Below are 24,846 nucleotides of genomic sequence, written 5' to 3' on the forward strand. Positions count from 1 at the left end.
CAATGGCTGCATACCTACAATCACCACCGCGGACACACCGCGCTGAAAGGGCAACCACCCGCCAGCCGCGTCCCCAACCTCACAGGGCAATACAGCTAGCCCGCCCCGCACGGAGGCCCGGCGGAGTCTTCCGCCGGGCCTCCGTGCGTTCGAGAAGGGTTCGGGCTCTTCTTCCTCGTCACGGCGAGTGGCTTTCGTGCGCCCGTTCTTCATTACCGTATGCGTTCGATTGATCGCTCGGTGTGCAAATGCGACCGACCCTACTCCCGGGACCGTGCCCGATTCAGGTGCTTGCCGAATATGACACGGCGTTGATCCCCTCGGGCTAAGCTCGCCCGCAGCGCACCGAGTTGAGGCTAAATCGCGCGCTTGTTCCCTATGTGCGGATGATCCCCCCGCAGCTCTCCGGCGTACCCCGCCGCAAGCTCCTCCGTCCCAGCCGATCCCTTTTCAGAGGCCTACATGGTGAGTGTTGATTCCCCTCCGGGTCGCCGCGGACTTCCCCCCGCGCGCGTGCTGCTGCTGCCGGCCATAGTGATGGCCGCGGCCACCGGGGCCGCCGTCGCCCTCGTGACGGAACCGGCCCGGCTCGCCGTCGGCCTGTGCGGTGCCGTCGCCACCCTGCTGGTGGTCGCTGCGGCGGCCGAAGCGGTACGCCGCGGGCGCCTCCTGCGGGACGAGCGTGCCGAGCACGCCCGGCACCGCGCGTATCTGGAACACCGGGCCGCCAACCACCACGAGGAGATGGTCCGGCTCGGCGGCGAGGTCATCCCCAACGTGCTGCACGCCATGCGGACGGGCTCCACCCCGGAGGAGGTGATGCGCCGCATCGCCGAGGTCAACCCCGCCTACACCGAACTGGGCGAGCCCCAGCGCCGGTTGACCCGCATGGTCTGCGACATCGTCGACCACCAGGACTCCATGCGCGAGTCCGCGGAGCGTTCCTTCGTCGACATCGCCCGCCGCGTCCAGGCGATCGTCCACCAGCAGAACAAGGAACTGCGCGAGATGGAGGAGGACCACGGCCGCAACCCCGAGGTCTTCGACGACCTCCTGCGCATCGACCACGGCACCTCGCTGATCGGCCGCCTCGCCGACTCCATCTCCGTGATCGGCGGCGGCCGGCCCGGACGCCAGTGGCCCGAACCGGTCGCCCTCTACAGCGTGCTGCGCGGCGCCATGTCCCGGATCCTTGAGTACCGCCGGATCAACCTGGCCTCCATCGCGAAGGTCAACATCAAGGGCACCGCGGTCGAACCCGTCATCCACGCCGCCGCCGAACTCCTCGACAACGCCACCCGCTACTCGCCGCCCGGGGCCAAGGTGCACGTCACCGCGACCGAGGTGCAGAGCGGCGTCTGCATCGAGATCGAGGACGCGGGCGTCAGCCTCAGCGAGGAGTCCCGCGCCCGCATCGAGGACCTGCTGGAGCAGGCCAAGCGCGGAACCGACGTCCAGGACCTCGCCCAGCACCCGCGCCTCGGCCTCTCCGTCGTCGGCCGGCTGTGCACCCAGTTCGGCATGGACGTCTCGCTGCGCGCCTCCGCGTACGGCGGGGTCCGCGCCATCCTCATCGTGCCGAGCAAGATGATGACCACCGAGCCGGGTGTCGGCCTCGCCCACGGCATCGGCGCCACCTCGATCCCCACCCCGGGCCCGGACGCCCTGCCCGGACCGGAGCGCAAGCCCAAGAAGCGCCGCCCCACCAGCCCCCGGTTCACCGAGACCGTCTCCCTGGAGGACGACGTCCCCGAGGTGACCGAGTGGACGGCGGGCGGCCTCCCGCAACGGCGCAGCCGGGTCAAGATGCCGCTCAGCCAGCGCCTGGCCGAACAGGCGGCCTGGGAACGCGAGGACGCCGAGCGCGAGGCCCGCCAGGCCGCCGAACGCGCCCGCAACGGCATCCCGGCACCCGCGGCGCCCGAGCCCGAGCCGGAGAGGGGCCAGGGGCTCCCGCCGGGGCACTTCATCGGCGCCTTCTGGGAGGGGCTCAAGCAGCACCCGGGTCACCACCGGACCCACCAGCAGTCCAGCAGCGACGAGCCGGCCCACGCCCCGGCAGACGACGAGGGGAACGCCAAGTGATCGAGCAGCAAGGCAAGTTCGACTGGATGCTCCGGGACCTCTACGACGGCGTCCCCGGCATCGAGATGATCGTGGTGCTCTCCGCCGACGGCCTGCGCATCGCCCGCTACTCGGGCGACCCGGACGCCGCCGACCGCGTCGCTGCGGCCTGTGCCGGCCTGCAGAGCCTGGCGAGCGCCGTCAGCCAGGAGATCCCCACCAGTGACGGCGACATGAAGATGGTGCTCATCGAGATGAACGGCGGCTACTTCTACCTGATGGCCGCCGGTCCCAACGCCTATCTCGCCGTGCTCTCCGACGTCCGCTGCGAACCCGGCCGGATGGGCCTGAGCATGGCCGACCTGGTGGCCCGCATCGGCCCCCACCTGACCAGCCCCGCGCGGCGCAACGGGCAGACCGTATGAGTCCTCCCAAGCGCCGGAGGCGATCCCCCGGCCAGGACCGGCCCGCCGCCTTACCGCCGCCCGGGAAGCCCGGGACGCCGGGGAAGCCCGGGCCGCCCGGCGAAGAGGCCGAGATCCGCAACCCCGAGCGGCTCTTCGTCATCGGCGGCGAGGGAGGCGGCGAGCGCGCCGACATCGACCTGGTCACCCTGATCGTGGCCCGCGCCGACCCGCCCGTCTCCGCCACCCCGGAACAGGCCGCCCTGCTGCGGCTGTGCGCCGCGCCCCTGTCCGCGGCCGAGCTGTCGGCCTACCTGAGCCTGCCGTTCAGCGTGGTGACCGTGCTGCTCACCGACCTGCTGGCGACGGAGCTGGTGCAGGCCCGCGCGCCGATCGTCCGCCAGAGGGTCGCCGACCGAAACCTCCTTGAAGCGGTGATGCATGGACTTCAAAAACTCTGACACGATCCCGGGACCGCGGACCGAGGACCGGCTGCCCCACACGACCGAGGCCGCCGTGAAGATCGTCATCGTCGGCGGCTTCGGGGTGGGCAAGACCACCATGGTCGGCTCGGTCAGCGAGATCAGACCGCTGACCACCGAGGAGACGATGACCCAGGCCGGCATCGGGGTCGACGACAACTTCGGCTCCGCCTCCAAGACGGCCACCACGGTCGCCATGGACTTCGGCCGCATCACCATCACCGACGAACTGGTGCTCTACCTCTTCGGCACGCCCGGCCAGGAGCGCTTCTGGTTCCTGTGGAACGGCCTGTTCGAAGGCGCCCTCGGCGCCGTCGTCCTCGTCGACACCCGCCGCCTCGAAGTCAGCTTCGACGTCATGGGGCGCCTGGAGGAGCGCGGCGTGCCCTTCGTGGTCGCCGTCAACTCCTTCCCCGACGCGCCCCGTTACCCCGTCGCGGAGCTGCGGACCGCCCTCGACCTGCCCGAGGAGATCCCCATCCTCGACTGCGACGTACGGCGCCGCGCCTCCAGCCGGGACGTCCTGATGACCCTGATGCGCTTCCTGCACGCCCTCGCCATGAAGGGCGCGCTCACCTGACCCCCGGGCCGCCCGGCCGGCCCCTCCACCCGACCCCCACTCTCCATTGCTGCGGAGCGAGACTGTGACGCCTGAACGCCACTCCCCGACCGGAACGGGCGACCCCCTGCTCGAACCACCGCCCGGCTGCCCCGCCCACGGCCTCGGGCCGGGCGGCCTGCACCGGCTGCACGAGGCGGACGACCTCGAAGAGCTGTACGAGACGCTGCGCGCGCAGCACGGGCCGGTGGCGCCCGCCCTGCTCCACGACGACGTACCGATGTGGGTGGTCCTCGGCCACGCCGAGAACCTGCACATGGTGAGCACCCCCGCCCAGTTCTCCCGCGACAGCCGGATCTGGACGCCGCTCAAAGAGGGCATGGTCAAGCCCGACCACCCGCTGATGCCGCACATCGCCTGGCAGCCCATCTGCTCCCACGCCGAGGGCGACGAGCACAAGCGACTGCGCGGCGCCGTGACCAGCGCCATGTCCGGCCTGGACTTCCGGGAACTGCGCCGGCACATCAAGCGGTACAGCCAGCGCATCGTCAACCGGTTCTGCGAAGAGGGCCGCGCCGACCTCGTCGGCCAGTTCGCCGAGCACCTGCCGATGGGCGTGATGTGCCACCTGCTCGGCATGCCCGACGACTACGACGACCGGATGGTGGAGGCCGCCCGCGACACACTCAAGGGCACCGAGACGGCGATCGCCAGCCACGCCCACGTCATGGAGGCCCTGAGCCGGCTCGCCACCGCCCGCCGGGCCGACCCGCAGGACGACATCGCCGGGCGCCTCGTCACCCACGCGGCCGGACTCTCCGACGACGAGGTCCGCGAACACCTGAGGGTGGTCCTCCTGGCGGCCTACGAGGCGACCGTCAACCTCATCGGCAACGTGCTGCGGGTGGTGCTCACCGACCCCGGCTTCCGCGCCCAGCTCAACGGCGGCCAGATGACCGTGCCCGAAGCGGTGGAGCAGTCCCTGTGGGACGAGCCGCCGTTCAGCACCGTCCTCGCCTACTTCGCCAAGCAGGAGACGGAACTGGGCGGCCGGCGCATCCGCGCCGGCGACGGACTGCTGCTCGGCATCGCACCGGGCAACGTCGACCCGCGCATCCGCCCCGACCTGGACGCGAGCATGATGGGCAACCGCGCCCACCTCGCCTTCGGCGGCGGCCCGCACGAGTGCCCCGGCCAGGACATCGGCCGCGCCATCGCCGACGCCGGCATCGACGCACTGCTGATGCGGCTGCCCGACGTCCGGCTCGACTGCGACGAGGACGAGCTGCGGTGGCGGTCGTCGATCGCCTCCCGGCACCTGGTGGAACTGCCGGTGCGGTTCGAGCCCAGGGCGCAGCAGGACATCATGCAGCAGCCCAGCCACACCCCCGTGCCCGCACCGCGCGACACGTGGCACGTCGGCATCCCCAAGCCCGCACCGCACGGCGCCCCGCGGATGCCGGCGTACCCGCCGCAGCCGGAGCCGGTACCGGTCACGGTGCCCGCCACGGCCGCCGCGCCCCCGCCCGCGCCCGGCACGGGACAGGACCGCCCGCGCGGTGCCTGGCAGCGCTTCCTGCTCTGGTGGCGCGGCTACTGACCCGCGGCCCACTCCTCGTACGCCGACCACGCGCCGAGCGAGCGCCCGCTGCGGAAGCGGTGCGCGCGCCCCGTGACCGGATCGGTGAACGCCAGCTCCCGCGCGAGCAGTTGCAGCGGGCGACGGAAGTCACCGGCCGGCACGGGCGGGGCCACCTCGGGGTAGAGGGGGTCGCCGAGGATCGCGACGCCCAGCGTGCTCATGTGCACGCGCAGCTGATGGGTCTGCCCGGTGCCGGGCACCAGCCGGTACCGGCCGAGCCCCCGCCGCGGGCACCGCTCCAGCAGCTCCACCCGGCTCACGGCGTTGGGTTCGCCCTCGGCCTCGAAGGCGGCCAGAACGCCGCGCTCCTTGACGATCCGGCTGCGTACGGTCCGGGGCAGGGCGAGCGAGGGGTCGTACGGGGCGACGGCCTCGTACTCCTTGCGCACCCGGCGGTCGCGGAACAGCGCCTGGTAGGCGCCGCGCTCCTCGGGGCGGACCGTGAACAGCACCAGCCCCGCGGTCAGCCGGTCAAGGCGGTGCGCGGCGCCCAGCGAGGGGACGTCCAGCTCCCTGCGGAGCCGGGCCAGCGCGGTCTCGGTGACGTGGCTTCCGCGCGGGGTGGTGGCCAGGAAGTGCGGCTTGTCGGCGACGACGACGTGTTCGTCGCGGTGGACGATCTCCAGCGGGAACGGCACCGGCACCTCGGCGGGCAGCTCCCGGTGGAACCACACGTACATCCCCGGTTCGTACGGCGCGTCGTCCGCTACCGGCCGCCCGTCCGCGCCCACGAAGAGCCCGGCGGCGAACATGCCGTCGACCACGCCGGCGCCCGCGGCCGAGAGCCGCTCCGCCAGGTGCTCGCGGACCGTGGACCACGCCCCGTCCACGGGCAGCCGCACCCGCACCGCGTCGATGCCGGCGCGCTGCGGCAGGGGCGAGGGAGGGGGAGGAGTGCGTCGGCGTCTCATCACCGGCCAGCGTACGGTCACGGGCGCCGCGTCCCGAGCCGTGCCGGAAAAAGCGGTGGGCCGCCGGGCCGGCCCGTTGGCAGGATGCCGTCCATGCCCTACCTGACACGCCCGGTCATCGCCGAAGGCACCCTTTCCCGTACCCCGCAGCCCGCTCTCCCCACCGGCGACGGGCTGCTGCTGCGCCCGTGGCGCGCCGACGACGCCCCCGCCGTCCACGCGGCCTTCCAGGACCCGGCGATGCACCAGTGGCACGCCCGTGCCGCCGACTCGGAGGACGAGGTGCGCGGCTGGATCGCCGAGTGGCAGCGGGCGTGGGAGGGAGAGCGGGGCGTCCAGTGGGCGGTGGCCGACGCGTCGGACGACCGGCTGCTCGGCCGGGTCGCCCTGCGGGAGGTGGTGCTCGGCGACGGGGTGGCCGAGGTCGCCTACTGGACGACGGCGGCCGCCCGCGGCCGGGGCGTCGCCGCACGGGCCACCCGGGCGCTCGCCCACTGGGCCCTGGACGGGATCGGCTTCCAGCGCCTCGAACTGCTGCACGCCGTGGCCAACGAGGCCTCCTGCCGGGTCGCCCACAAGAGCGGCTTCGCCCTGGAGGGCACCAAGCGCAGCGCGCTGCTCCACCCCGACGGCTGGCACGACATGCACCTGCACGCCCGCGTGCGCGGCGACTGACCGCACGTCGCACCGGGGCGCCGGCCGGGTGCCGACAGGCTGGGCGCACCGTCCTGCGCGGGGGAAGCCCCGTCCGCTCCCGGGCCCGGGCGGGCCGGGTGCCTGGCGGGTGCTGAGGATCGGTTCCGGGGCCGCGGGCGGGGGAGCGGGCCCCCGGGCACGGGGGCGTGGCGAGTCTGTGGGCCCTCGGCACGGGGGCCCAGAGGCGGAGGGGGCAGGCCCCCGGCACGTGGGCCGTGGGCGAGAGCCCGGCACGGGGCGCGCGGCCCCCTGCCAGGCCCGCCGGAGCGGTTACGCCGCGGTCGCGCCCGTCTCCTGCTCGGCCTCGATGCGGGCGTTCCACTCCCGCTTCGAGGCCTGCCAGCCGTCCTCGTTGTGGCCGAGCCGCCAGTAGCCGGAGATGGACAGGTCCTCGCGGGGGATCTCCCGCTCCACCCGCAGATACCGGCGCAGCTCCTTCACGCAGGCGGCCTCGCCGTGGACGAAGGCGTGCAGGCGGCCCTCGGGGAAGTCCAGCGCGCGCACCGCCTCGACCAGGGCCCGCCCGACCGGGCGGTCGCCGCGGTGCAGCCAGACGACCTCCACGTCGGAGTCGATCTTCTGCTCCTCCTCGGGCCCGTCGACCTCCACGAAGACGAAGGCACGGGCGCCGTCGGGCAGCGCCTCCAGGGACCGGGCGATGGCGGGCAGCGCGCTCTCGTCGCCGGCGAGCAGGTGCCAGTCGGCGGTGGTGTCGGGCGCGTAGGCGCCGCCGGGGCCCATGAAGAGGACCGTCTCGCCCGGCCGGACCCGCTGGGCCCAGGGCCCGGCGAGCCCCTCGTCGCCGTGGATGACGAAGTCCAGCGTCATCTCCCGGTGCTCGGCGTCCCAGTGGCGCACCGTGTACGTCCGGGTCACCGGCCACTGCTCGCGGGGGAACTCCTCGCGGATCCGCTCCATGTCGAAGGGCTCCGGATAGGTCGCGCCCCCGGCGGGGAACAGCAGCTTCACGTAGTGGTCGGTGCAGGTGTCCGCGGCGAACGCGGCCAGGCCCTCGCCGCCGAGCACCACACGCTGCATGTGCGGGGTCAGCCGCTCGGTGCGGACGACCTGCGCGGTGTGCGGCCTGCGCGGTTTGCGTGCCGGACGGTCTGCCATGACGGCCTCCCTGCTCCCTGCGTGCGGATCTCTCACTTAGGTTTACCTAAGCTAGCATCTCCGGCCCGCCCGTGGCTCATGGAGACCGGTGGCACGCCGACCGTTCAGGCGGTGAGGGTCGTCAGCAGCCGCTGCAGCGAGCCGCCCAGGCCCCAGCGGGCGCCCAGCTCGTCCAGTGCCGCCGCGTCGCGCGGGGCGCGCGGCAGCGCGGTGGCGACGTCCGGCAGCGGCACGTCGCCGGCGACCCGGACGACCTTCGGGGCCACGTCGAGGTAGGGGGCGGCCTCGGTGAGCCGCTTGCGCTGCGAAGGGGTGAGCTTCGCCCCCGGGTCGTCGACGGCGGCCCGGATGCCGGCCAGGTCCCCGAACTCGGCCAGCAGCTTCGCCGCCGTCTTCTCGCCGATGCCGGGCACGCCGGGCAGGCCGTCGCTCGGGTCGCCGCGCAGCAGCGCCAGGTCGGCGTAGCCGCGGCCGTCGACGCCGTACTTCTCGCGCAGCGCCGCCTCGTCGGTGAGGCTGAGGGTGCCGACGCCCTTGACGGGGTAGAGCACGCGGATGCCGCGGGCGTCGTCGACGAGCTGGTAGAGGTCCCGGTCGCCGGTGACGATGTCGACCGGTCCCGCGGCCCGCGCGGTGTACGTGCCGATGACGTCGTCGGCCTCGTACCCGGCCACGCCGACCCGGGCGATGCCGAGCGCGTCGAGGACGGCCTCGATGACCGGGACCTGCGGCGACAGCGTGTCGGGCACCTCCTCCTCGTCCGGGCCCTCCGGGTGTTCCCCGGCGACGCGGTGCGCCTTGTAGGAGGGGATCAGCTCGACCCGCCAGTGCGGCCGCCAGTCGGCGTCCATGCAGGCGACCAAGTGGTCGGGGTGGTGGTCCTTCACCAGGCGGTCGATGAAGTCGAGGAGTCCGCGCACCGCGTTCACCGGGGTGCCGTCGGGCGCCCGCACGGAGTCCGGCACGCCGAAGTAGGCGCGGAAGTAGAGGGAAGCGGTGTCGAGGAGCATCAGTCGTCCGGTCACGCCTCGATCATGCCGCAGGCCGTGTGGACGGGCGATGGAGAACGTGTGAACTGGATCACTCGTATGTTTGGCGCATAAGTATCGGGGCAGGCGCGCAGCCGGGCCGAAGCTGGTTGATGCATTCAACTGTTAGCGAGTCTTCGTAACAGTGGGTTCATGCAGGACCGGTCTTCACGCCCGTGCCCCTGTCCCCGACCCAAGAGGTAAGCGTGTCAGCCAGACTAGAGGCCGAGAACCTGTACAAGGTCTTCGGCAGGAAACCGGCCCAGGCAGTCGAGCGGCTGCGTCAGGGAACCGACCGGGAGGAACTGCGCGCCGACGGGACCACGGCCGCCGTCATCGACGCGTCCTTCACCGTGGAGCCCGGCGAGATCTTCGTGGTCATGGGGCTGTCCGGGTCCGGCAAGTCCACGCTGCTGCGCATGCTCAACGGCCTGTCGGAGCCGACGGACGGGCATGTCCGCTTCGGCGGCGAGGACCTGACCGAGATCAGCGAGCGCCAGCTGCGCGACGTCCGCTCCCGGAAGATCAGCATGGTCTTCCAGCACTTCGCGCTCTTCCCGCACCGCAGCGTCCGTGACAACGCTGCCTACGGTCTGGAAGTGCAGGGCGTGCCCCGCGCCGAGCGCGAACGCCGCGCCGACGAGGCGCTCGCCCTGTGCGGCCTGGACGGGTGGGAGAAGTCCTGGCCCGACGAGCTGTCCGGCGGTATGCAGCAGCGCGTCGGCCTGGCCCGCGCGCTGGCCACGGACGCCGAGCTGCTGCTGATGGACGAGTCGTTCAGCGCGCTCGACCCGCTGATCCGGCGCGACATGCAGGACCAGCTGATCGAGCTGCAGAAGAAGCTGAAGAAGACCATCGTCTTCATCACCCACGACCTCAACGAGGCCATGCGCCTGGGCGACCGCATCGCCGTCATGCGGGACGGCCGGATCGTGCAGATAGGCACCGCGCAGGACATCCTCATACGTCCCGCCAACGACTACGTCGCCTCCTTCACCCAGGACGTCGACCGCTCCCGGGTCCTGACGGCGCGCGCCGTCATGGAGACCGACGTGCGCGGCGACGAGGCCGACTGCTCGTGCGAGACCGCCAGGCCCGACACGCCGTTCACCGAGCTGTGCGCGATCAGCGCCCGCGTCCCGCACGCGGTCGCGGTCGTCGACGGCGACGACGACCACCTCGTCGGCGTCGTCCCGACCCGCCGGCTCATCGGCTTCCTCGGCGACGAGAGCGCCGAGCCCGGCACCTGCAGCAGCCCGCGCGACAAGGGCGGCAAGGTGATGGCCCGTGCCTAGGATCCCGCTCGGCGACTGGGTCAACAGCACCGTCGACTGGCTGCTGGACCACGTCGCGTGGCTCTTCGACTTCCTGAAGACCGTCTTCACCGGCACCTACGACGGCATCAACGCCGTCCTCCAGGCGCCCGAACCGCTGCTCCTCGCCGGTATCTTCGCCGTCATCGCCTTCTGGCTGCGCGGCACGTTCGCCGGTGTCCTCACCTTCCTCGGATTCGCGTTCATCGTCTCCATGGAACTGTGGGAAAACGCGATGGTCACCCTCGCGCTGGTGCTCGTCGCCACGATCATCGCGCTGGTCGTCGCGGTACCCGTCGGCATCTGGGCGGCCCGCTCCGACCGGGTCAGCGGCATCGTCCGGCCGGTGCTGGACTTCATGCAGACGCTGCCCGCGATGATCTACCTCATCCCGGCCATCCTGTTCTTCGGCACCGGTGCCTCCGCGGGCATCGTCGCCACCCTGATCTTCGCGCTCGCCCCCGGCGTGCGCATGACCGAGCTGGGCATCCGGCAGGTCGACAAGGAACTGGTCGAGGCCGCCGAGGCCTTCGGCACCACGCCCCGCAACACCCTGCTGCGCGTCCAGCTCCCGCTGGCCCTGCCGACGGTGATGGCGGGCGTCAACCAGGTCATCATGCTCGGCCTGTCCATGGCCGCGATCGCCGGCATGGTCGGCACCGGCGGCCTCGGCGGCGACGTCAACGAGGCCATCGGCCAGCTGAACGTCGGCCTCGGCTCCGAGTCCGGTGTGGCCATCGTGATCCTCGCGATCTACCTGGACCGCATGACCAGCGCCCTGGGCACCCAGGTCTCGCCGCTCGGCCGCCGCGCCGCCGCCAAGGCCCGCAGCCTCGGCGGCCTGAAGATCTGGTCGTACCGCCCCCGCCCGCAGGTCGCCGTGATCGGCGTCGTGATCCTCGGCCTGGTCGCCGGCGGCATGGGCGTCTTCGGCGGATCGGACGACTCCGAGAGCGTCGCGAGCGGCAGCAAGGTCGGCGAGGGCAAGAAGATCACCCTCGGCTACGTCCCGTGGGACGAGGGCGTCGCCTCCACGTTCCTGTGGAAGGAGATCCTCGAACAGCGCGGCTACGAGGTCGAGGCCAAGCAGTTCGACGCCGGGCCGCTCTACACCTCGCTGGCCCAGGGCGACATCGACCTCGTCACCAACTCCTGGCTGCCGACCACCCACGAGCAGTACTGGAAGAAGTACGGCGACCGGCTCGACGACCTCGGCTCCTGGTACGACGAGACCACGCTCGAGCTGACCGTCCCCGCCTACATGAAGGACGTCAACTCGCTGGCGGACCTCAAGGGCAAGGCCGACCAGTTCGGCGGCAAGATCACCGGCATCGAGTCCAGCGCCGGCGAGATGGCCCTGCTGAAGGACAAGGTCACCAAGGAGTACGGCCTCGACGAGGAGTACAAGGTCGTCGACAGCTCCACCCCGGCGATGCTGGCCGAGCTGAAGCGGGCCATCAGCAAGAAGGAACCGATCGTCGTCACGCTCTGGTCCCCGCACTGGGCGTACAACGACTACGACCTGAAGAAGCTGAAGGACCCCAAGGGCGCCTGGGGCTCCGGCGACGGCGTGCACCTGCTCTCCCGCAAGGGCTTCGCCGGTGACGACCCCACCGCCGCCCAGTGGATGAAGGACTTCAAGTTCAGCGAGAAGCAGCTGACCAGCCTCGAGGCCGAGATCAACAAGTCCGGCAAGGGCAAGCAGCAGGACGCCGTCCGCACCTGGCTGAAGTCCAACCCGGGCGTCGTCGACAAGCTCGCCCCGGTCAAGGGCGGCAGCGGTGACAACCCGGCCGAGGCCAAGCGGACCGTCGACGTGGCGTTCTTCCCGTGGGACGAGAACATCGCCGTCACCTACCTGTGGAAGAACGTCCTGGAGCGGCGCGGCTACAAGCTGAACCTGAAGCAGATGGACGTCGGCCCGGCCTACACCGGTCTGGCCACCGGCGACCTCGACGTCAACTTCGACGCCTGGTTGCCCTACGGCCAGAAGAACTACTGGGACCAGCACAAGGACAACCTCACCGACCTCGGCACCTGGTACGACACGACCTCCCTGGACATCGCCGTCCCCTCGTACGTGAAGGACGTCAAGTCCATCGCGGACCTCAAGGGCAAGGGCGACCAGTTCGACGGGAAGATCATCGGGATCGAGCCCGGCACCGGTCAGATGCAGCTCCTGAAGAACGAGGTCGTGCCGGGCTACGGCCTCGACGACGAGTACAAGGTCGTCGACGGCTCGACGCCGGCGATGCTGGCCGAGCTCAAGCGCGCCCTCGCCAAGAAGGAGCCGGTCGCGGTCACCCTGTGGACGCCGCACTGGGCCTACAGCGAGTACGAGCTGACCAAGCTGGAGGACCCGAAGAAGGCGTTCGGCGAGAGCAACACGATCCGCAACATCTCCAGCAAGCAGTTCCCCGAGCAGTACCCGCAGTTCACGAAGTGGCTCAAGAACTTCAAGATGAGCGAGGACGACCTCGGCAGCCTGGAGGCCGAGATCAAGGACCGCGGTCAGGGCCACGAGGAGGACGCCGTCGCGGCCTGGCTGGAGGAGCACCCGGACATGGTCGGCCGGATGACCCCCTAGTGGCGGAGTGAAGCGGTAACCGCTCGCCCGACGACCGAATCCCGACAACCGGAATCTCGACAACCGAACAGTGCGACCGCCCGAGGGGTGGACACGGCGCAGGCCGGGTCCACCCCTCGGGCCGTGGGCGGCGCGGACACGGGAGCACGGGAGCACACGGGAGCACGGGGACACGGTAAGGATTCGGCCAACCACGGAGCGCCAACCCCGCACCCGAGCCTTGCCCCGCTCGGCGCGGAAGGGCTGGCGGGAACAGACGGGGGCCTGCGGGCCTTGAACCGGTGAGGCGGCCGGAACAGCGCCCGCACGAGCCGCCGGGTGGCGAGAAACGTGAGGTCCCGGCCACCGCACCGTGACGCCGATGTGACGGCCGCATGAAACGGTTTGCCGAACATGCGTAGGGTGCAGAGAACTCATCAGGAGGCCCGTGCCCCGAACGGGGCACGGTGACGGCACGACGACGGTGAAGGAGGGAGCCGGAGCGATGGGCGACCACAAAGATCAGCACCTCCGGGTCGGCACGGCCGTGCGGCGACGGCGCCGGGCCCTCGAACTCACCCTCGCCGTGGTCGCCGAGCGCAGCGGCCTGTCCGTGCCCTTCCTGAGCCAGATCGAGAACGACCGGGCACGGCCCAGCCAGAGCTCCCTGGAGAAGGTGGCCGACGCCCTGCGCACCACCGCCGTGGAGCTGCTCGCCGCCGCCGACCCCGCGTGCAGCGTCGACGTGGTCCGCGCCGAGGACCCCGACCCGGAGCTGGCGCCCCGGGTGCGTTCGCTGGTGCGCGGGCACCACCAGATGCACGCCTCCGAGTTCACCGGCGACCACGACGCCGGCCGGGAGCTGCAGTACCGCAACGACCAGCTGATGTTCGTCACCGAGGGCGCCGTGGAGATCGAGGCCGAGGGCCGCGCCTACCGGCTGGGACGCGGTGACACGCTCTACCTCACGGGCGGGGTGCGGCACCGGTGGCGGGCCACGGTCCCCGATACGCGGCTGGTCGTCGTCGCCGTCTCCGAGCACATCGAGGCCGTCCGGGAAGGGCCCCGCCGGTGAGGGGTACGCGCCGGTGAGAGTGGTCTCGCTGGTGCCGTCGCTGACCGAGGCGGTGGCCCGCACCGTCCCCGGAGCCCTGGCCGGCGCCACCGACTGGTGCACCCATCCGACCGGCCTCGACGTCGCCCGCGTCGGCGGCACCAAGAACCCGCGGACCGACCGCGTCCTCTCCCTCGCCCCCGACCTGGTCGTCGCCAACGAGGAGGAGAACCGCGCCCCCGACCTGGACGCCCTGCGCGCGGCGGGCGTCGAGGTGCTGGTGACCGAGGTGCGCACCGTGCCGCAGGCCTTCACCGAGCTGGACCGCGTGCTGACCGCCTGCGGCGCGCCGTCCCGGCCCCGCTGGCTGGACGAGGCGGAGGACGCCTGGTCGGACCTGCCGGAGACCGGGCCGCGCGTCACCGCCGTCGTCCCGATCTGGCGCAGGCCCTGGATGGTGCTCGGCCGCGACACCTTCGCGGGCGACGTCCTGTCCCGGCTCGGCGTCGACCACCTCCACGCCCGGCATGCCGAGCGCTACCCGAGGGTCCCGGTGGAGGAGCTGCGGGCGGCCCGCCCCGGCCTCGTGGTCCTGCCGGACGAGCCGTACCGCTTCACCGCCGACGACGGCCCGGAGGCCTTCCCCGGACTGCCCTGCGCGCTCGTCGACGGACGGTGCCTCACGTGGTACGGACCGTCGCTGGCCGAGGCGCCCCGGGTGCTGGGCGCGGCCCTGCGAGCAGCGCTCCGCTGACCAGGCCGCGCGCGGTCCGGGTGGCGGCGGTGCCCCAGGCCGCGACGAGGACGGCGTACAGGGCGACGGCGAGCCAGCCGTAGACGACGAGCCCCGTCTCGCGGGCCAGTGCCTCGGCGCCGGTGACGCAGGTGCCGACCGGGAAGGTGAACGACCACCACGTCATCGAGAAGCCCATGCCCGCGCGGCGGGCCCGCACGACGTGCGCGGATGCGAGGCACAGCCACATCAGCGCGAAGCCCATGACCGGCACCCCGTACAGGACGGCGAAGACCGGGAAGCCGCCGGCGTACGGCCCCGGGACGGCGTCCGGCGCGGCGGCCGCGAAGTTCCCGGCGGCCGTCGTGGACTGCCCGAGCGGGCCGAGGACCAGGAACAGCGACGGGGTGAGCGCGAGCGGCAGCGGACCGCCGGTGAGCAGCCTGCCGAAGATCACCGGCAGCGTCACCAGGGTCGCGAGCAGGCTCACGCCGAACATCGCGACGCAGGCCAGCAGCAGCGTCGCCCGCATCTGCCCCGGCGGCAGGTGCCCGACCAGCGGTGGGCCGACCGCCGCGGACACCATCGGCGCGACGAGCGGCAGCAGCCACACCGGACTGGCCTCCTCCGCGGCCACCCGGTGCCGTACGGCCATCAGGTACGGCACCGCCACCGCCGCCGCCAGCCCGACGGCCGTACCGGCGGTGAACAGCACGGCGTCCACCGCGACGGCCGCCGGTGTGCCGATCCAGTCCCCGCCGACGGCCAGTGCCCCGCCGCCCACGGCCAGCAGGGCCATCGCCAGGCAGCCGTAGAAGGGGGCCGCGGCCGGATCGAGCAGGTGCGCGCGGGCCTGGTCGCGGTGGTGGCACCAGTGCAGGGTGCGCGCCGCCAGCAGCGCCGCGAGCAGGAGCAGGGACAGCGCCCACACCGCCGTGCAGGCCGTGCGCAGCCCGGGTACGCGCCAGGGCAGCCCGGCCCCCGCGGTGCCGACGATCGCGGTGCCCATGACGCAGGCGTACCAGTTCGGCCCGAGATGACGGACGGCCGGGACACGGCGGGCCGGGGCGGCGACGGGGGAGCGGGGACCGGCTGCGGTGACCATGGCTCCACGGTTGCGGCGGACGAAGGGCCTGACCAGAGGCCATCTCCCTATGAGGACATAAGCTGAGGTTATGAGCAGCGGTGCGGGGAGCACGGGACGCCCGGGTGGCGGCGGCACGGAGGGCGCACGGAGCGGCCGAAGCGGTGGCGGACAGGGCGGCCGGAGCAGCGGCGGGCAGAGCGGGCGGGAACGGGATGTGCCGGGGTCCCTGACGCACCGGGTGCCGGACCTCGGCGCCCTGGAACTGCTGCTGGCCGTGGCACGCCTGGGCAGCCTGGGCGGGGCCGCACGGGAACTGGGCATCACCCAGCCCGCCGCCAGCAGCCGCGTCCGCTCCATGGAGCGCCAGCTCGGGGTCGCCCTGGTGGACCGTTCGCCGCGCGGCTCCCGGCTCACCGACGCCGGTGCACTGGTCACGGACTGGGCCCGACGGATCGTGGAGGCCGCCGAGGCCTTCGACGCGGGTGCCCAGGCACTGCGGGACCGGCGGGACTCGCGGCTGCGGGTCGCCGCCAGCATGACGATTGCCGAGTACCTGCTGCCGGGCTGGCTGGTCGCGCTGCGCACCCAGCTGCCGGACACGGCGGTGTCCCTGCTCGCCGGCAACTCGGCGGCGGTCGCGGAGCGTCTGCTGGCCGACGAGGCGGACGTCGGTTTCGTGGAGGGGGTGAGCGTCCCCGCGGGCCTGGACTCCGCGGTCATCGGCCATGACCGGCTCGTCGTCGTGGCCGCGCCCGGCCACCCGTGGGCCCGCCGGCGAAAGCCCCTCCCGGCGGCCGAACTGGCCGCGACGCCGCTGATCCTGCGGGAGAAGGGCTCCGGCACGCGGCAGGTCCTGGACGCGGCCCTGGGCGGTCTGGCCCGCCCGCTGATCGAGCTGTCGTCGACGACGGCGGTGAAGGCGGCGGCGGTGGGCGGCGCCGGTCCCTCCGTCCTCAGCGAACTGGCCGTCGGCGAGGAGCTGACGACCCGGCGCCTGGTGAGCGTCCCGGTCGTCGGCGCCGCCCTCGCCCGCGACCTGCGCGCCGTCTGGCCCACCGGCCACCGCCCGACGGGCCCGGCCCGACGCCTGCTGTCGCTGACACAGGGGTAGGGCGCCGCGCTCCCAGGTCAGCCGGCCCCGGTGGGGGTGCGCCGCACGGGTCGGCCGGCCCCAAAGGGGCGCGCACCCCGGGTCAGCCCGCCTCGGCAGGGCGCGCACCCCGCGTCAGCCCGCCTCGTAGGACGCGCTCTCCGGGGAAGTCGCCCCCGCCGCCTCCACCAGCGCCCGCATCACCCGTACGTCCTCGCCCATCTCCGGATGCCACTGCACCCCCAGGACCCAGCCGGGCCCGGACGGCAGCTCCACGGCCTCCACGGTGCCGTCCACCGCGTGCGCCGACGCGGTGAGTCCGGTGCCGAGCCGGTCCACCGCCTGGTGGTGGTACGTCGGTACGGACGCCTCCTCCGGGACCACACCGGCGTAGAGCGTCCCGGGCACCGGCCGCACCGGATGGCGGCCGATGACGCCCACCGCCTCGACGTGGCCCCCGATGTGCTGGACGAGGGTGCCGCCCAGGGCCACGTTGAGGAGCTGCATGCCCCGGCAGATGCCCAGCAGCGGGACGTGCGCGTCCAGGGCCGCCGCGACGAGCGCCAGCTCCCAGGTGTCCCGGGCCCGGGCCGGCGGACCCGTGCGCGGGTCGGTCTCGGCGCCGTAGCGGACCGGCTCCACGTCCGGGCCGCCCGCGATCACCACCCCGTCCAGGCGGGCGACCGTCGCGGCGGCCCGCTCCGGCGCGTCCGGCGGGAGCATCACCGCCAGTCCGCCCGCCCGCTGCACCAGCCGCGGGTACCCTGCGGGCAGCAGCGCCGCCTCCAGCTCCCACACGCCCCAGCGCGCCCCGGTCTCCAGGTACGTGCTGACGCCGATCAGCGGCCTGTCCGCCACCTTCCGAACCTCCTCGTCACCCTGCAATGGGAAGTATTCACACCCTTGCCGCACCGCCGCCCCGCGGCAACACACGCACGTGCCCTCAGGTCAGGAAGCCGCGCAGCAGCGCCGCCGTCCCGGCGCAGTGCTCCCTGCTGATCTCCCGCGCCCCGTCCGCGTCCCCCTCGAGCACGGCCTCCACCAGGGCGGCGTGCTGCCGCTGGGAGTGCTCCAGGTTGCGGACCAGCAGCGGAATGCAGTCCAGCAGGTCGTTCAGGGTCGCCCGGACCGCCGCGTACTGCGCCGCCAGGGACGGCGAGCCGCACAGCTCCGCGAGGGTGAGGTGCAGCCGCGTGTCCAGCCGCCGGTACTGCGCGAGCGGCGCCTCCCGGGTCCCGGCCAGCGCCCCGCGCAGCCGCGCCGCCCGTGCCGGCGTCAGCCCGTGCGCCGCGCACAGACCCGCGGCCCCCGCCTCGAGCACCTCACGGAAGCGCAGCACGTCCTCGATGTCGACCCCGGCCACCCGGCGCCGCAGTTCGTCCTCGCCGCCCGCGTCGGCCCGGGGCCGTACGAATGTGCCGCCGTACCTGCCCCGCCGCGCCTCGACGAGCCCCTGGTCCTGGAGCACCCGCAGCACCTCGCGCAGCGTCACCCGGCTGATCCCCAGCCGCTCCGCCAGCACCCGCTCGGCCGGCAGCCGCTCGCCGGCCGGGACCAGGCCCAGCCTGACCACCTGGAGGATCTGCTCCAGCGCCTCCTCGAAGCCGTTGCCCGCCCGCACCGGCCGCAGCACCGGTGCGAGCCGGTCCGTCACGCTCCCCCCGGTTTCCTCCGGCATGCGGCCGCGCCCCCTTCCCAAGCAAAGGTTCCCGGCAATACCTTATGGCTCCTGGTCAGAAGGAGGCTCTCCCCGTGGCAGACCGCACAGCCCCGCTCGGGGTCGAGGCACTGCACGCCCTCGTCGCCGCCGGTGACGTCGACACCGTCGTCCTGGCCTTCCCCGACATGCAGGGGCGCCTCCAGGGCAAGCGGTTCGCCGCGCGCTTCTTCCTCGACGAGGTCCTGCGACACGGCACGGAGGGCTGCAACTACCTCCTCGCCGTCGACGCCGACATGAACACCGTCGACGGCTACGCCATGTCCTCCTGGGACCGCGGCTACGGCGACTTCGCCATGCACGCCGACCTGGCCACCCTGCGCCGCCTCCCGTGGAACGAGGGCACCGCGATGGCCGTCGCCGACCTCGCCTGGGAGGACGGCACCCCGGTGCCCGCCGCGCCCCGCCACATCCTGCGCCGCCAGCTGGAGCGCCTGGCCGAGCACGGGCACACCGCCCAGGTCGGCACGGAGCTGGAGTTCATCGTCTTCCGCGACACCTACGAGCACGCCTGGGACGCGGACTACCGCGGGCTGACCCCCGCCAACCAGTACAACGTCGACTACTCCGTCCTCGGCACCGGCCGCGTCGAACCCCTGCTGCGCCGCATCCGCAACGAGATGGCCGGCGCCGGCCTCACCGTCGAGTCCGCCAAGGGCGAGTGCAACCCCGGCCAGCACGAGATCGCCTTCCGCTACGCCGAGGCCCTGGTCACCTGCGACCAGCACGCGGTCTACAAGACCGGCGCCAAGGAGATCGCCGCCCAGGAGGGCATGTCCCTCACCTTCATGGCCAAGTACAACGAACGCGAGGGCAACTCCTGCCACATCCACCTCTCGCTCGCCGACCGGACCGGCACCAGCGTCATGGCCGGTGACCACGAGGACGGCATGTCCGAGGTCATGCGGCACTTCCTCGCCGGACAACTCGTGGCGCTGCGCGAGTTCTCCCTGCTCTACGCCCCGCACATCAACTCGTACAAACGCTTCCAGCCCGGCTCCTTCGCCCCCACCGCCGTCGCCTGGGGCCGCGACAACCGCACCTGCGCCCTGCGCGTCGTCGGCCACGGCCGCTCCCTGCGCTTCGAGAACCGCCTACCCGGCGGCGACGTCAACCCGTACCTCGCCGTGGCCGGCATGGTCGCGGCCGGGCTGCACGGCGTCGAACAGCGCCTGGAGCTGCCCGAGCCGTGCTCCGGCAACGCCTACGCCGCCGACTACGAGCACGTCCCCACCACCCTGCGCGAGGCCGCCGAGCTGTGGGAGAACAGCGCCCTCGCCAAGGCCGCCTTCGGGGACGAGATCGTCGCCCACTACCGCAACATGGCGCGCGTCGAGCTGGACGCCTTCGACGCCGCGGTCACGGACTGGGAGCTGCGCCGCTCCTTCGAACGCATGTGAGGCACCCGTTGTCCGAGCACCCCCTCCCGACCGAGGAACCCCCTTTGTTCGAGCCGTCCGAGCCTTCCGAGCCGTCCGAGCCCTCCGAGGAAGGCCCCGACGCGCTGCGGGTGCTGAACCCCGCCACCGAGGAGGTCGTCGCCACCGTCCCCGCCGCCTCCGCGGCCGACGTCGACGCCGCCGTCGTACGGGCCGCCCGGGCACAGACCGCCTGGGCCGCCCTCGGCCCCGGCGATCGCGCCCGGCTGCTGCGCCGGTTCGCCGCCGTCGTGGACGAGCACGTGGAGGAACTGGCCCGGCTGGAGGTCCGCGAGGCCGGGCACCTCGTCGGGAACGCCCGCTGGGAGGCCGGCAACGTCCGCGACCTGCTCGACTACGCCGCCGGGGGCGTGGAGCGGCTCACCGGGCGCCAGATCCCGGTCGCCGGCGGCCTGGACGTCACGCTCCTCGAACCGCTCGGGGTCGTGGGCGTGATCGCCCCCTGGAACTTCCCGATGCCCATCGCCGCCTGGGCCACCGCGCCGGCGCTCGCGGCGGGCAACGCGGTCCTCCTCAAGCCCGCCGAGACGACCCCGCTCACCGCACTGCGCCTGGCCGAACTGGCCCTGGCGGCCGGACTCCCCGAGGGCCTGTTCCAGGTGCTGCCCGGACCCGGGCCGGTCACGGGCGACGCGCTGGTCGGGCACCCGGGCGTCGCCAAGATCGTCTTCACCGGGTCCACCGCCGTGGGCCGGCGGGTGGCCGCCAAGGGCGCGGCCCTCCTCAAACCCGTCACCCTCGAACTCGGCGGCAAGAGCCCCAACATCGTCTTCGCCGACGCCGACCTGGAGGCCGCCGCGGCCGCCACGCCCATGTCCTTCCTCGACAACAGCGGCCAGGACTGCTGCGCCCGCACCCGGATCCTCGTCCAGCGGTCCGTGTACGACCGCTTCCTCGCCCTGCTCGCCCCCGCGATCGAGGCCGTCCGCGTCGGCGACCCGGCCGACGAGAGCACCGGCATGGGCCCGCTGATCTCCCGCGCCCAGCTGGAGCGCGTGCGCTCCTACGTCCCCGACGACGCCACCGGCATCCGCGGCAGCGCCCCCGAGGGCGGCCCCGGCTTCTGGTTCCCGCCGACCGTCCTCACCGGCGTCGACGCGCACGCGCGCGTGGCCGTCGAGGAGGTCTTCGGGCCCGTCGCCGTCGTCCTGCCCTTCGAGGACGAGGCCGACGCGATCCGCCTCGCCAACGCCACCGACTACGGCCTCGCCGGATCACTGTGGACCCGGGACGTCGGCCGTGCCCTGCGCGTGTCCGGCGCGGTGCGCGCCGGGAACCTGTCCGTCAACTCCCACGCCGGCGTCCGCTACTGGACGCCGTTCGGCGGGTTCAAACAGTCCGGGCTCGGCCGGGAACTCGGTCCGGACGCGCTGACCGCCTTCACCGAGACCAAGAACGTCTTCCTCAGCAACGTCTCGCCGAGCACGGAGGCCTAGCCACTCATGACCGAGGACATCATCTGCCGTCGCCTGGTGGGCCGTACCGCCGTCGTCACCGGAGCGGGCAGCGGCATCGGCCTCGCCACCGTCCGCCGGCTCGCCTCCGAGGGCGCGCACGTCGTCTGCGGCGACGTGGACGAGACCCGGGGGAGGGCGGCGGCCGAGGAGAGCGGCGGAACGTTCGTCAGGGCGGACGTCACCGACCCCGAGCAGGTCGAGGCGCTGTTCGCGGCGGCGTACGACACCTGGGGCAGCGTCGACGTCGCGTTCAACAACGCCGGCATCTCGCCGCCCGACGACGACTCCATCCTGGAGACCGGCCTGGAGGCGTGGAAGCGCGTCCAGGAGGTCAACCTCACCTCCGTCTACCTGTGCTGCAAGGCCGCCATCCCCTACATGCGGCGCCAGGGCCGGGGGTCCATCATCAACACCGCGTCCTTCGTGGCCCGGATGGGCGCGGCCACCTCGCAGATCTCGTACACCGCGTCCAAGGGCGGCGTCCTCGCCATGTCCCGGGAACTGGGCGTGCAGTTCGCCCGGGAGGGCATCCGCGTCAACGCGCTGTGCCCCGGCCCGGTCAACACCCCGCTGCTCCAGGAACTGTTCGCCAAGGACCCCGAGCGGGCCGCGCGCCGCCTGGTGCACATCCCCCTCGGGCGGTTCGCCGAGGCCACCGAGATCGCCGCCGCCGTCGCCTTCCTGGCCAGCGACGACTCCTCCTTCGTCAACGCCACGGACTTCCTGGTGGACGGCGGGATCTCCGGGGCGTACGTCACACCGCTGTAGAACACCGCGCGCGGCGTCCTACAGTTCCCGGATGAGCGCCGGAATGAGCATGACGCCGCCGCCCGGCTGGTACCGCGACCCGTCGGCCCCGCACCAGGAACGGTGGTGGGACGGCACGGCCTGGACCGAGCACCGGCGCACGCCCGAAGCCACCGGGTACGGCCCGGTCGCGGGCCATGCCCAGGCGCCGCCGCAGGCGCCCCGGACGGAGCAGCAGGCACCCCGACCGCACCCGTCCCCACCGCAGGGCCTCCCACCGCAGGGCTCCCACCCCCAGGCGTACCAGGCCCACCAGGCGTGGTCCGGCCGGCCGGACGCCGTGCCGCCGGCCGGCGGCGGTGGGTCCGGGGCCGGCGGCGGACGCGCGAAGGCCGTCGCCCTGACCGCCGCGGCGGCCGTCCTCGTCGCGGCGGTCGTCGCCGGCGCCGTGGCCCTGGGCGGGGACGACGGCGGCAGCGCCGGGGCGCAGGCACCGCCCGCCACCGTCGGGGCGACCGATCCCGCGCCGGTGAGCGACCCGCCGTCCTCCTCGCCGGGCACCTCCGCCCCCTCCGCCGACGCCCCGGCCGTGGTCGAGGACCAGCTCAACGGCGTCACCTTCCCGCTGCCGGACGGCTGGGAGCTGCCGCGGCACGTCGCCGAGGACGACGTCATGATGACCACGGACGGCACCTACAAGTGCCCCGCCGACGGCAGCGTGTGCCGGCACGGCCTCGTCGTCTCCCGCACCGTCACGGCGAACGCCGAGTCCGCCCCGGAGGCCCTCGCCCGGGAGGACATCGAGGACGCGGCCGACGACGCCTACGACCGCGACCTGATCGGCAACAAGCCCTTCGGCGGCATCGAGTCCCACGAGGAGGTGGCCTCGGGGCCCGTCGCGGTCGCCGGACGCGCCGGGTACTACGTGCGCTGGCGGGTGCGGACCGCCGAGGGACCGGGCGGATACGTGCAGTCGATGGTCTTCCCCTCCACCGTGGGCACCGAGTCCCCGATCCTCGTCCGCTACGTCTTCGACGCCGGCGAGGACGGGCCGCCGATGTCCGACATGGACACCATCACCAAGGGCATCCGGCCCGTCGGCGACGCGGACACCGGCGGCGGCGTGGGCAGCGGCATCGGCCCGACGGACTGACCCGCGCGCCTCACGGACCTCACGGGCTGCACAGACCCCACCTCACGGGCCTCACAGGAAGGTGTGCCCCTCGCCGCGGTACGTCGGCACCGTCGCCGTCACGGCGTCCCCCTCCACCAGGTGCAGCGCGTCGAACCGCTCGCACAGCTCACCGGCCTTGGCGTGCCGGAACCACACCTTGTCGCCGATCAGCAGGTCGTCGGCGGGCGAACCCAGCAGCGGCGTCTGCACCTCGCCGGGTCCCTCCTGGGGGTCGTAGCGCAGGCCCTCCGGCAGGTACGGCACCGGCAGCCGGTCGGCACCGGCCGCGCCGGACGCCGGATAGCCGCCGCCGAGCACGGTCACGACCCCGACCCCCGGCCGCCGTACGACGGGCTGCGCGAACAGCGCCGCGGGGCGGCCGGTGAACGACGTGTAGTTGTCGAACAGGCGCGGTACGTACAGTCCGGAACCGGCGGCGATCTCGGTCACCGCGTCCTCGGCCGCCGTCTGCTGCACGCTGCCCGTGCCGCCGCCGTTGACGAACTCCAGGCCGGGCACCACGGCCCGGACCGCCCGCACCGCCGCCGCCCGCCGCCCGGCGAGTTCACGGCGCGCGGCGGCCTGCATCAGCCGCACCGCCCGCGACCGCAGCGGCCGGCCGGCCACCGCGTCCCCCACACCCGCGACATGACCCTCGTACGCCATGACGCCGACGACCTCGAACCCCGGCCGGCGGTCCACCGCCCGGGCCAGGTCGGCGAGTTCGGCGGGGGAGTGCAGTGGGGAGCGGCGCGCCCCGACCCGCACCCGGCCGCCGAGCATCCGCAGCGAGGTGTCCAACTCCAGGCAGACCCGCACGACTTCGCGGCCGCCGTCGCGCGCCGCGTCGACGAGGTCCAGTTGCGCCGGGTCGTCGACCAGCACGGTCACGGCGGCGGCGAGCTTCGGGTCGGCGGTCAGTTCGGCGTACCCGGCGCGGTCCGCCGACGGGTAGGCGAGCAGCACGTCCTCGAATCCGGAGCGCGCCAGCCACAGGGACTCGGCCAGCGTGAACGACATCACGCCCGCGAACCCCTCCCGCGCCAGGACCCGTTCCAGCAGCGCACGGCAGCGCACGGACTTGCTGGCGACCCGGATCGGCTTCCCGCCGGCCCGGCGGAGCATGTCGTCCGCGTTGGCGTCGAAGGCCTCCAGGTCCACGATCGCCACGGGGGCGTCCAGATGAGCGGTGGCCCGGTCGTAACGGGTCCGGTCGGTGGCGCGCGCAGTCATGCACGCAGCCTGCCAGACGGGATTACCGCAGGGTAGGGGACGATACGGGCCAATGCCGCGGGTGCGCGGGACTGGTTCCCCGACGGGCGGCGTCACGCCGTAGAGTGACGCGCACGCACGGCGGCCCCGACCCCGGCGGCCGGGCTCTCGCGGCCCGTGCCGGGATGGCGGACCTTCCGTGCGGGTATGCGTGCCCGGGACGGATCGGTCCGCGCCCGGGCGTGGGCAGGGGACCATCACCGGCCCGAGCCGGAGGACGGCCCGGACCCGAGGAAACGGGGGGTGCATGAGCACGGAAGCGCGCCGCGCCTCCCCGCCCCCGTCGACCCCGCCC

The 24,846-nt window shown here is 73.3% G+C and carries 22 protein-coding genes; 15 read left to right on the plus strand and 7 right to left on the minus strand.

The window, feature by feature from the left end; translation table 11 throughout:
- Nucleotides 1-462 precede the first annotated feature (462 nt).
- The 5 genes from IG94_RS0136345 to IG94_RS0136365 all read left to right on the plus strand — a co-directional run bounded on the left by IG94_RS0136345 (nt 463) and on the right by IG94_RS0136365 (nt 5,109).
- Nucleotides 463-2,085 (plus strand): sensor histidine kinase, encoded by a 1,623-nt coding sequence (locus tag IG94_RS0136345; RefSeq protein WP_052411040.1) that lies wholly within the window; start codon nt 463-465, stop codon nt 2,083-2,085.
- A 26-nt stretch (nt 2,086-2,111) separates the two neighbouring features.
- Nucleotides 2,112-2,489, plus strand: a complete 378-nt coding sequence (locus tag IG94_RS0136350) for a roadblock/LC7 domain-containing protein (protein WP_167308645.1) — start codon at nt 2,112-2,114, stop codon at nt 2,487-2,489.
- Complete coding sequence (locus IG94_RS0136355) at nt 2,486-2,929, plus strand: DUF742 domain-containing protein (protein WP_031047762.1); 444 nt, start codon at nt 2,486-2,488, stop codon at nt 2,927-2,929. The genes IG94_RS0136350 and IG94_RS0136355 overlap by 4 nt, the downstream gene beginning before the upstream one ends.
- On the plus strand, nt 2,910-3,530 hold the full coding sequence (locus IG94_RS0136360) for a GTP-binding protein (RefSeq protein ID WP_031047765.1): 621 nt from the start codon (nt 2,910-2,912) through the stop codon (nt 3,528-3,530). Before IG94_RS0136355 ends, IG94_RS0136360 begins: the two co-directional genes overlap by 20 nt.
- Nucleotides 3,531-3,594: 64 nt before the next feature.
- On the plus strand, nt 3,595-5,109 hold the full coding sequence (locus IG94_RS0136365; protein WP_031047768.1) for a cytochrome P450: 1,515 nt from the start codon (nt 3,595-3,597) through the stop codon (nt 5,107-5,109).
- On the opposite strand, the gene IG94_RS0136370 is transcribed toward IG94_RS0136365, so the two are convergent.
- On the minus strand, nt 5,103-6,062 hold the full coding sequence (locus IG94_RS0136370; protein ID WP_031047770.1) for an RluA family pseudouridine synthase: 960 nt from the start codon (nt 6,060-6,062) through the stop codon (nt 5,103-5,105). The genes IG94_RS0136365 and IG94_RS0136370 overlap by 7 nt on opposite strands.
- 93 nt (nt 6,063-6,155) lie before the next feature.
- On the opposite strand from IG94_RS0136370, the gene IG94_RS0136375 reads away from it, so the two are divergent.
- Nucleotides 6,156-6,737 carry a GNAT family N-acetyltransferase gene (locus IG94_RS0136375; RefSeq protein WP_031047773.1) on the plus strand — a complete coding sequence of 194 codons (582 nt, stop codon included), beginning with the start codon at nt 6,156-6,158 and terminating at the stop codon, nt 6,735-6,737.
- A 291-nt stretch (nt 6,738-7,028) separates the two neighbouring features.
- Here the strand turns inward: IG94_RS0136375 and IG94_RS0136380 are convergent, their stop codons facing one another.
- Together IG94_RS0136380 and IG94_RS0136385 are read right to left on the minus strand one after the other, a co-directional pair.
- A complete protein-coding gene (locus IG94_RS0136380; protein WP_031047775.1) occupies nt 7,029-7,874 on the minus strand; it encodes a siderophore-interacting protein in 846 nt (281 codons plus the stop codon).
- Nucleotides 7,875-7,978: 104 nt separating this feature from the next.
- Complete coding sequence (locus IG94_RS0136385) at nt 7,979-8,884, minus strand: 5'-3' exonuclease (RefSeq protein WP_031047777.1); 906 nt, start codon at nt 8,882-8,884, stop codon at nt 7,979-7,981.
- 224 nt (nt 8,885-9,108) lie between these two features.
- Between IG94_RS0136385 and IG94_RS0136390 the strand changes: the two genes are divergently transcribed.
- The 4 genes from IG94_RS0136390 (at nt 9,109) to IG94_RS0136405 (ending at nt 14,589) form a co-directional block, all read left to right on the plus strand.
- On the plus strand, nt 9,109-10,197 hold the full coding sequence (locus IG94_RS0136390) for a quaternary amine ABC transporter ATP-binding protein (protein ID WP_031047779.1): 1,089 nt from the start codon (nt 9,109-9,111) through the stop codon (nt 10,195-10,197).
- On the plus strand, nt 10,190-12,802 hold the full coding sequence (locus tag IG94_RS0136395) for an ABC transporter permease/substrate binding protein (RefSeq protein ID WP_031047781.1): 2,613 nt from the start codon (nt 10,190-10,192) through the stop codon (nt 12,800-12,802). The genes IG94_RS0136390 and IG94_RS0136395 overlap by 8 nt, the downstream gene beginning before the upstream one ends.
- A gap of 484 nt (nt 12,803-13,286) precedes the next feature.
- Entirely contained in the window at nt 13,287-13,856 is a 570-nt protein-coding gene (locus tag IG94_RS0136400) for a helix-turn-helix domain-containing protein (RefSeq protein ID WP_031047783.1), read from the plus strand.
- A 13-nt stretch (nt 13,857-13,869) separates the two neighbouring features.
- Nucleotides 13,870-14,589: a helical backbone metal receptor gene (locus tag IG94_RS0136405; protein ID WP_031047785.1), complete on the plus strand. Its 720-nt coding sequence runs from the start codon at nt 13,870-13,872 to the stop codon at nt 14,587-14,589.
- Here IG94_RS0136405 and IG94_RS0136410 read toward each other — a convergent pair.
- On the minus strand, nt 14,516-15,673 hold the full coding sequence (locus tag IG94_RS0136410; RefSeq protein ID WP_031047788.1) for a TDT family transporter: 1,158 nt from the start codon (nt 15,671-15,673) through the stop codon (nt 14,516-14,518). The two genes, IG94_RS0136405 and IG94_RS0136410, sit on opposite strands and share 74 nt — an antisense overlap.
- 70 nt (nt 15,674-15,743) lie before the next feature.
- Here IG94_RS0136410 and IG94_RS0136415 point away from each other — a divergent pair, with 70 nt between their 5' ends.
- A complete protein-coding gene (locus tag IG94_RS0136415) occupies nt 15,744-16,766 on the plus strand; it encodes a LysR family transcriptional regulator (RefSeq protein WP_263446388.1) in 1,023 nt (340 codons plus the stop codon).
- Between the two features lie 114 nt (nt 16,767-16,880).
- Here the strand turns inward: IG94_RS0136415 and IG94_RS0136420 are convergent, their stop codons facing one another.
- Nucleotides 16,881-17,603 carry a gamma-glutamyl-gamma-aminobutyrate hydrolase family protein gene (locus tag IG94_RS0136420; protein WP_031047796.1) on the minus strand — a complete coding sequence of 241 codons (723 nt, stop codon included), beginning with the start codon at nt 17,601-17,603 and terminating at the stop codon, nt 16,881-16,883.
- 85 nt (nt 17,604-17,688) lie between these two features.
- Complete coding sequence (locus IG94_RS0136425; RefSeq protein ID WP_031047799.1) at nt 17,689-18,423, minus strand: FadR/GntR family transcriptional regulator; 735 nt, start codon at nt 18,421-18,423, stop codon at nt 17,689-17,691.
- 74 nt (nt 18,424-18,497) lie between these two features.
- Between IG94_RS0136425 and IG94_RS0136430 the strand changes: the two genes are divergently transcribed.
- The 4 genes from IG94_RS0136430 to IG94_RS0136445 are packed head-to-tail and all read left to right on the plus strand — an operon-like array spanning nt 18,498 to nt 23,258.
- Nucleotides 18,498-19,862, plus strand: coding sequence for a glutamine synthetase family protein (locus IG94_RS0136430; RefSeq protein WP_031047802.1), 1,365 nt, complete (start codon nt 18,498-18,500; stop codon nt 19,860-19,862).
- Between the two features lie 44 nt (nt 19,863-19,906).
- Nucleotides 19,907-21,337 carry an aldehyde dehydrogenase family protein gene (locus IG94_RS0136435; RefSeq protein ID WP_031047804.1) on the plus strand — a complete coding sequence of 477 codons (1,431 nt, stop codon included), beginning with the start codon at nt 19,907-19,909 and terminating at the stop codon, nt 21,335-21,337.
- Between the two features lie 6 nt (nt 21,338-21,343).
- The gene (locus IG94_RS0136440; RefSeq protein ID WP_031047807.1) at nt 21,344-22,126 is read left to right on the plus strand and encodes a 3-oxoacyl-ACP reductase; all 783 of its coding nucleotides are present in this window, start codon (nt 21,344-21,346) and stop codon (nt 22,124-22,126) included.
- A gap of 49 nt (nt 22,127-22,175) precedes the next feature.
- Nucleotides 22,176-23,258, plus strand: coding sequence for a DUF2510 domain-containing protein (locus IG94_RS0136445; protein WP_031047809.1), 1,083 nt, complete (start codon nt 22,176-22,178; stop codon nt 23,256-23,258).
- Nucleotides 23,259-23,309: 51 nt separating this feature from the next.
- Here the strand turns inward: IG94_RS0136445 and IG94_RS0136450 are convergent, their stop codons facing one another.
- Entirely contained in the window at nt 23,310-24,512 is a 1,203-nt protein-coding gene (locus tag IG94_RS0136450; RefSeq protein ID WP_031047811.1) for an amino acid deaminase/aldolase, read from the minus strand.
- Nucleotides 24,513-24,846: the final 334 nt, after the last annotated feature.

This window comes from Streptomyces olivaceus, assembly GCF_000721235.1.
Classification (GTDB): domain Bacteria; phylum Actinomycetota; class Actinomycetes; order Streptomycetales; family Streptomycetaceae; genus Streptomyces; species Streptomyces olivaceus.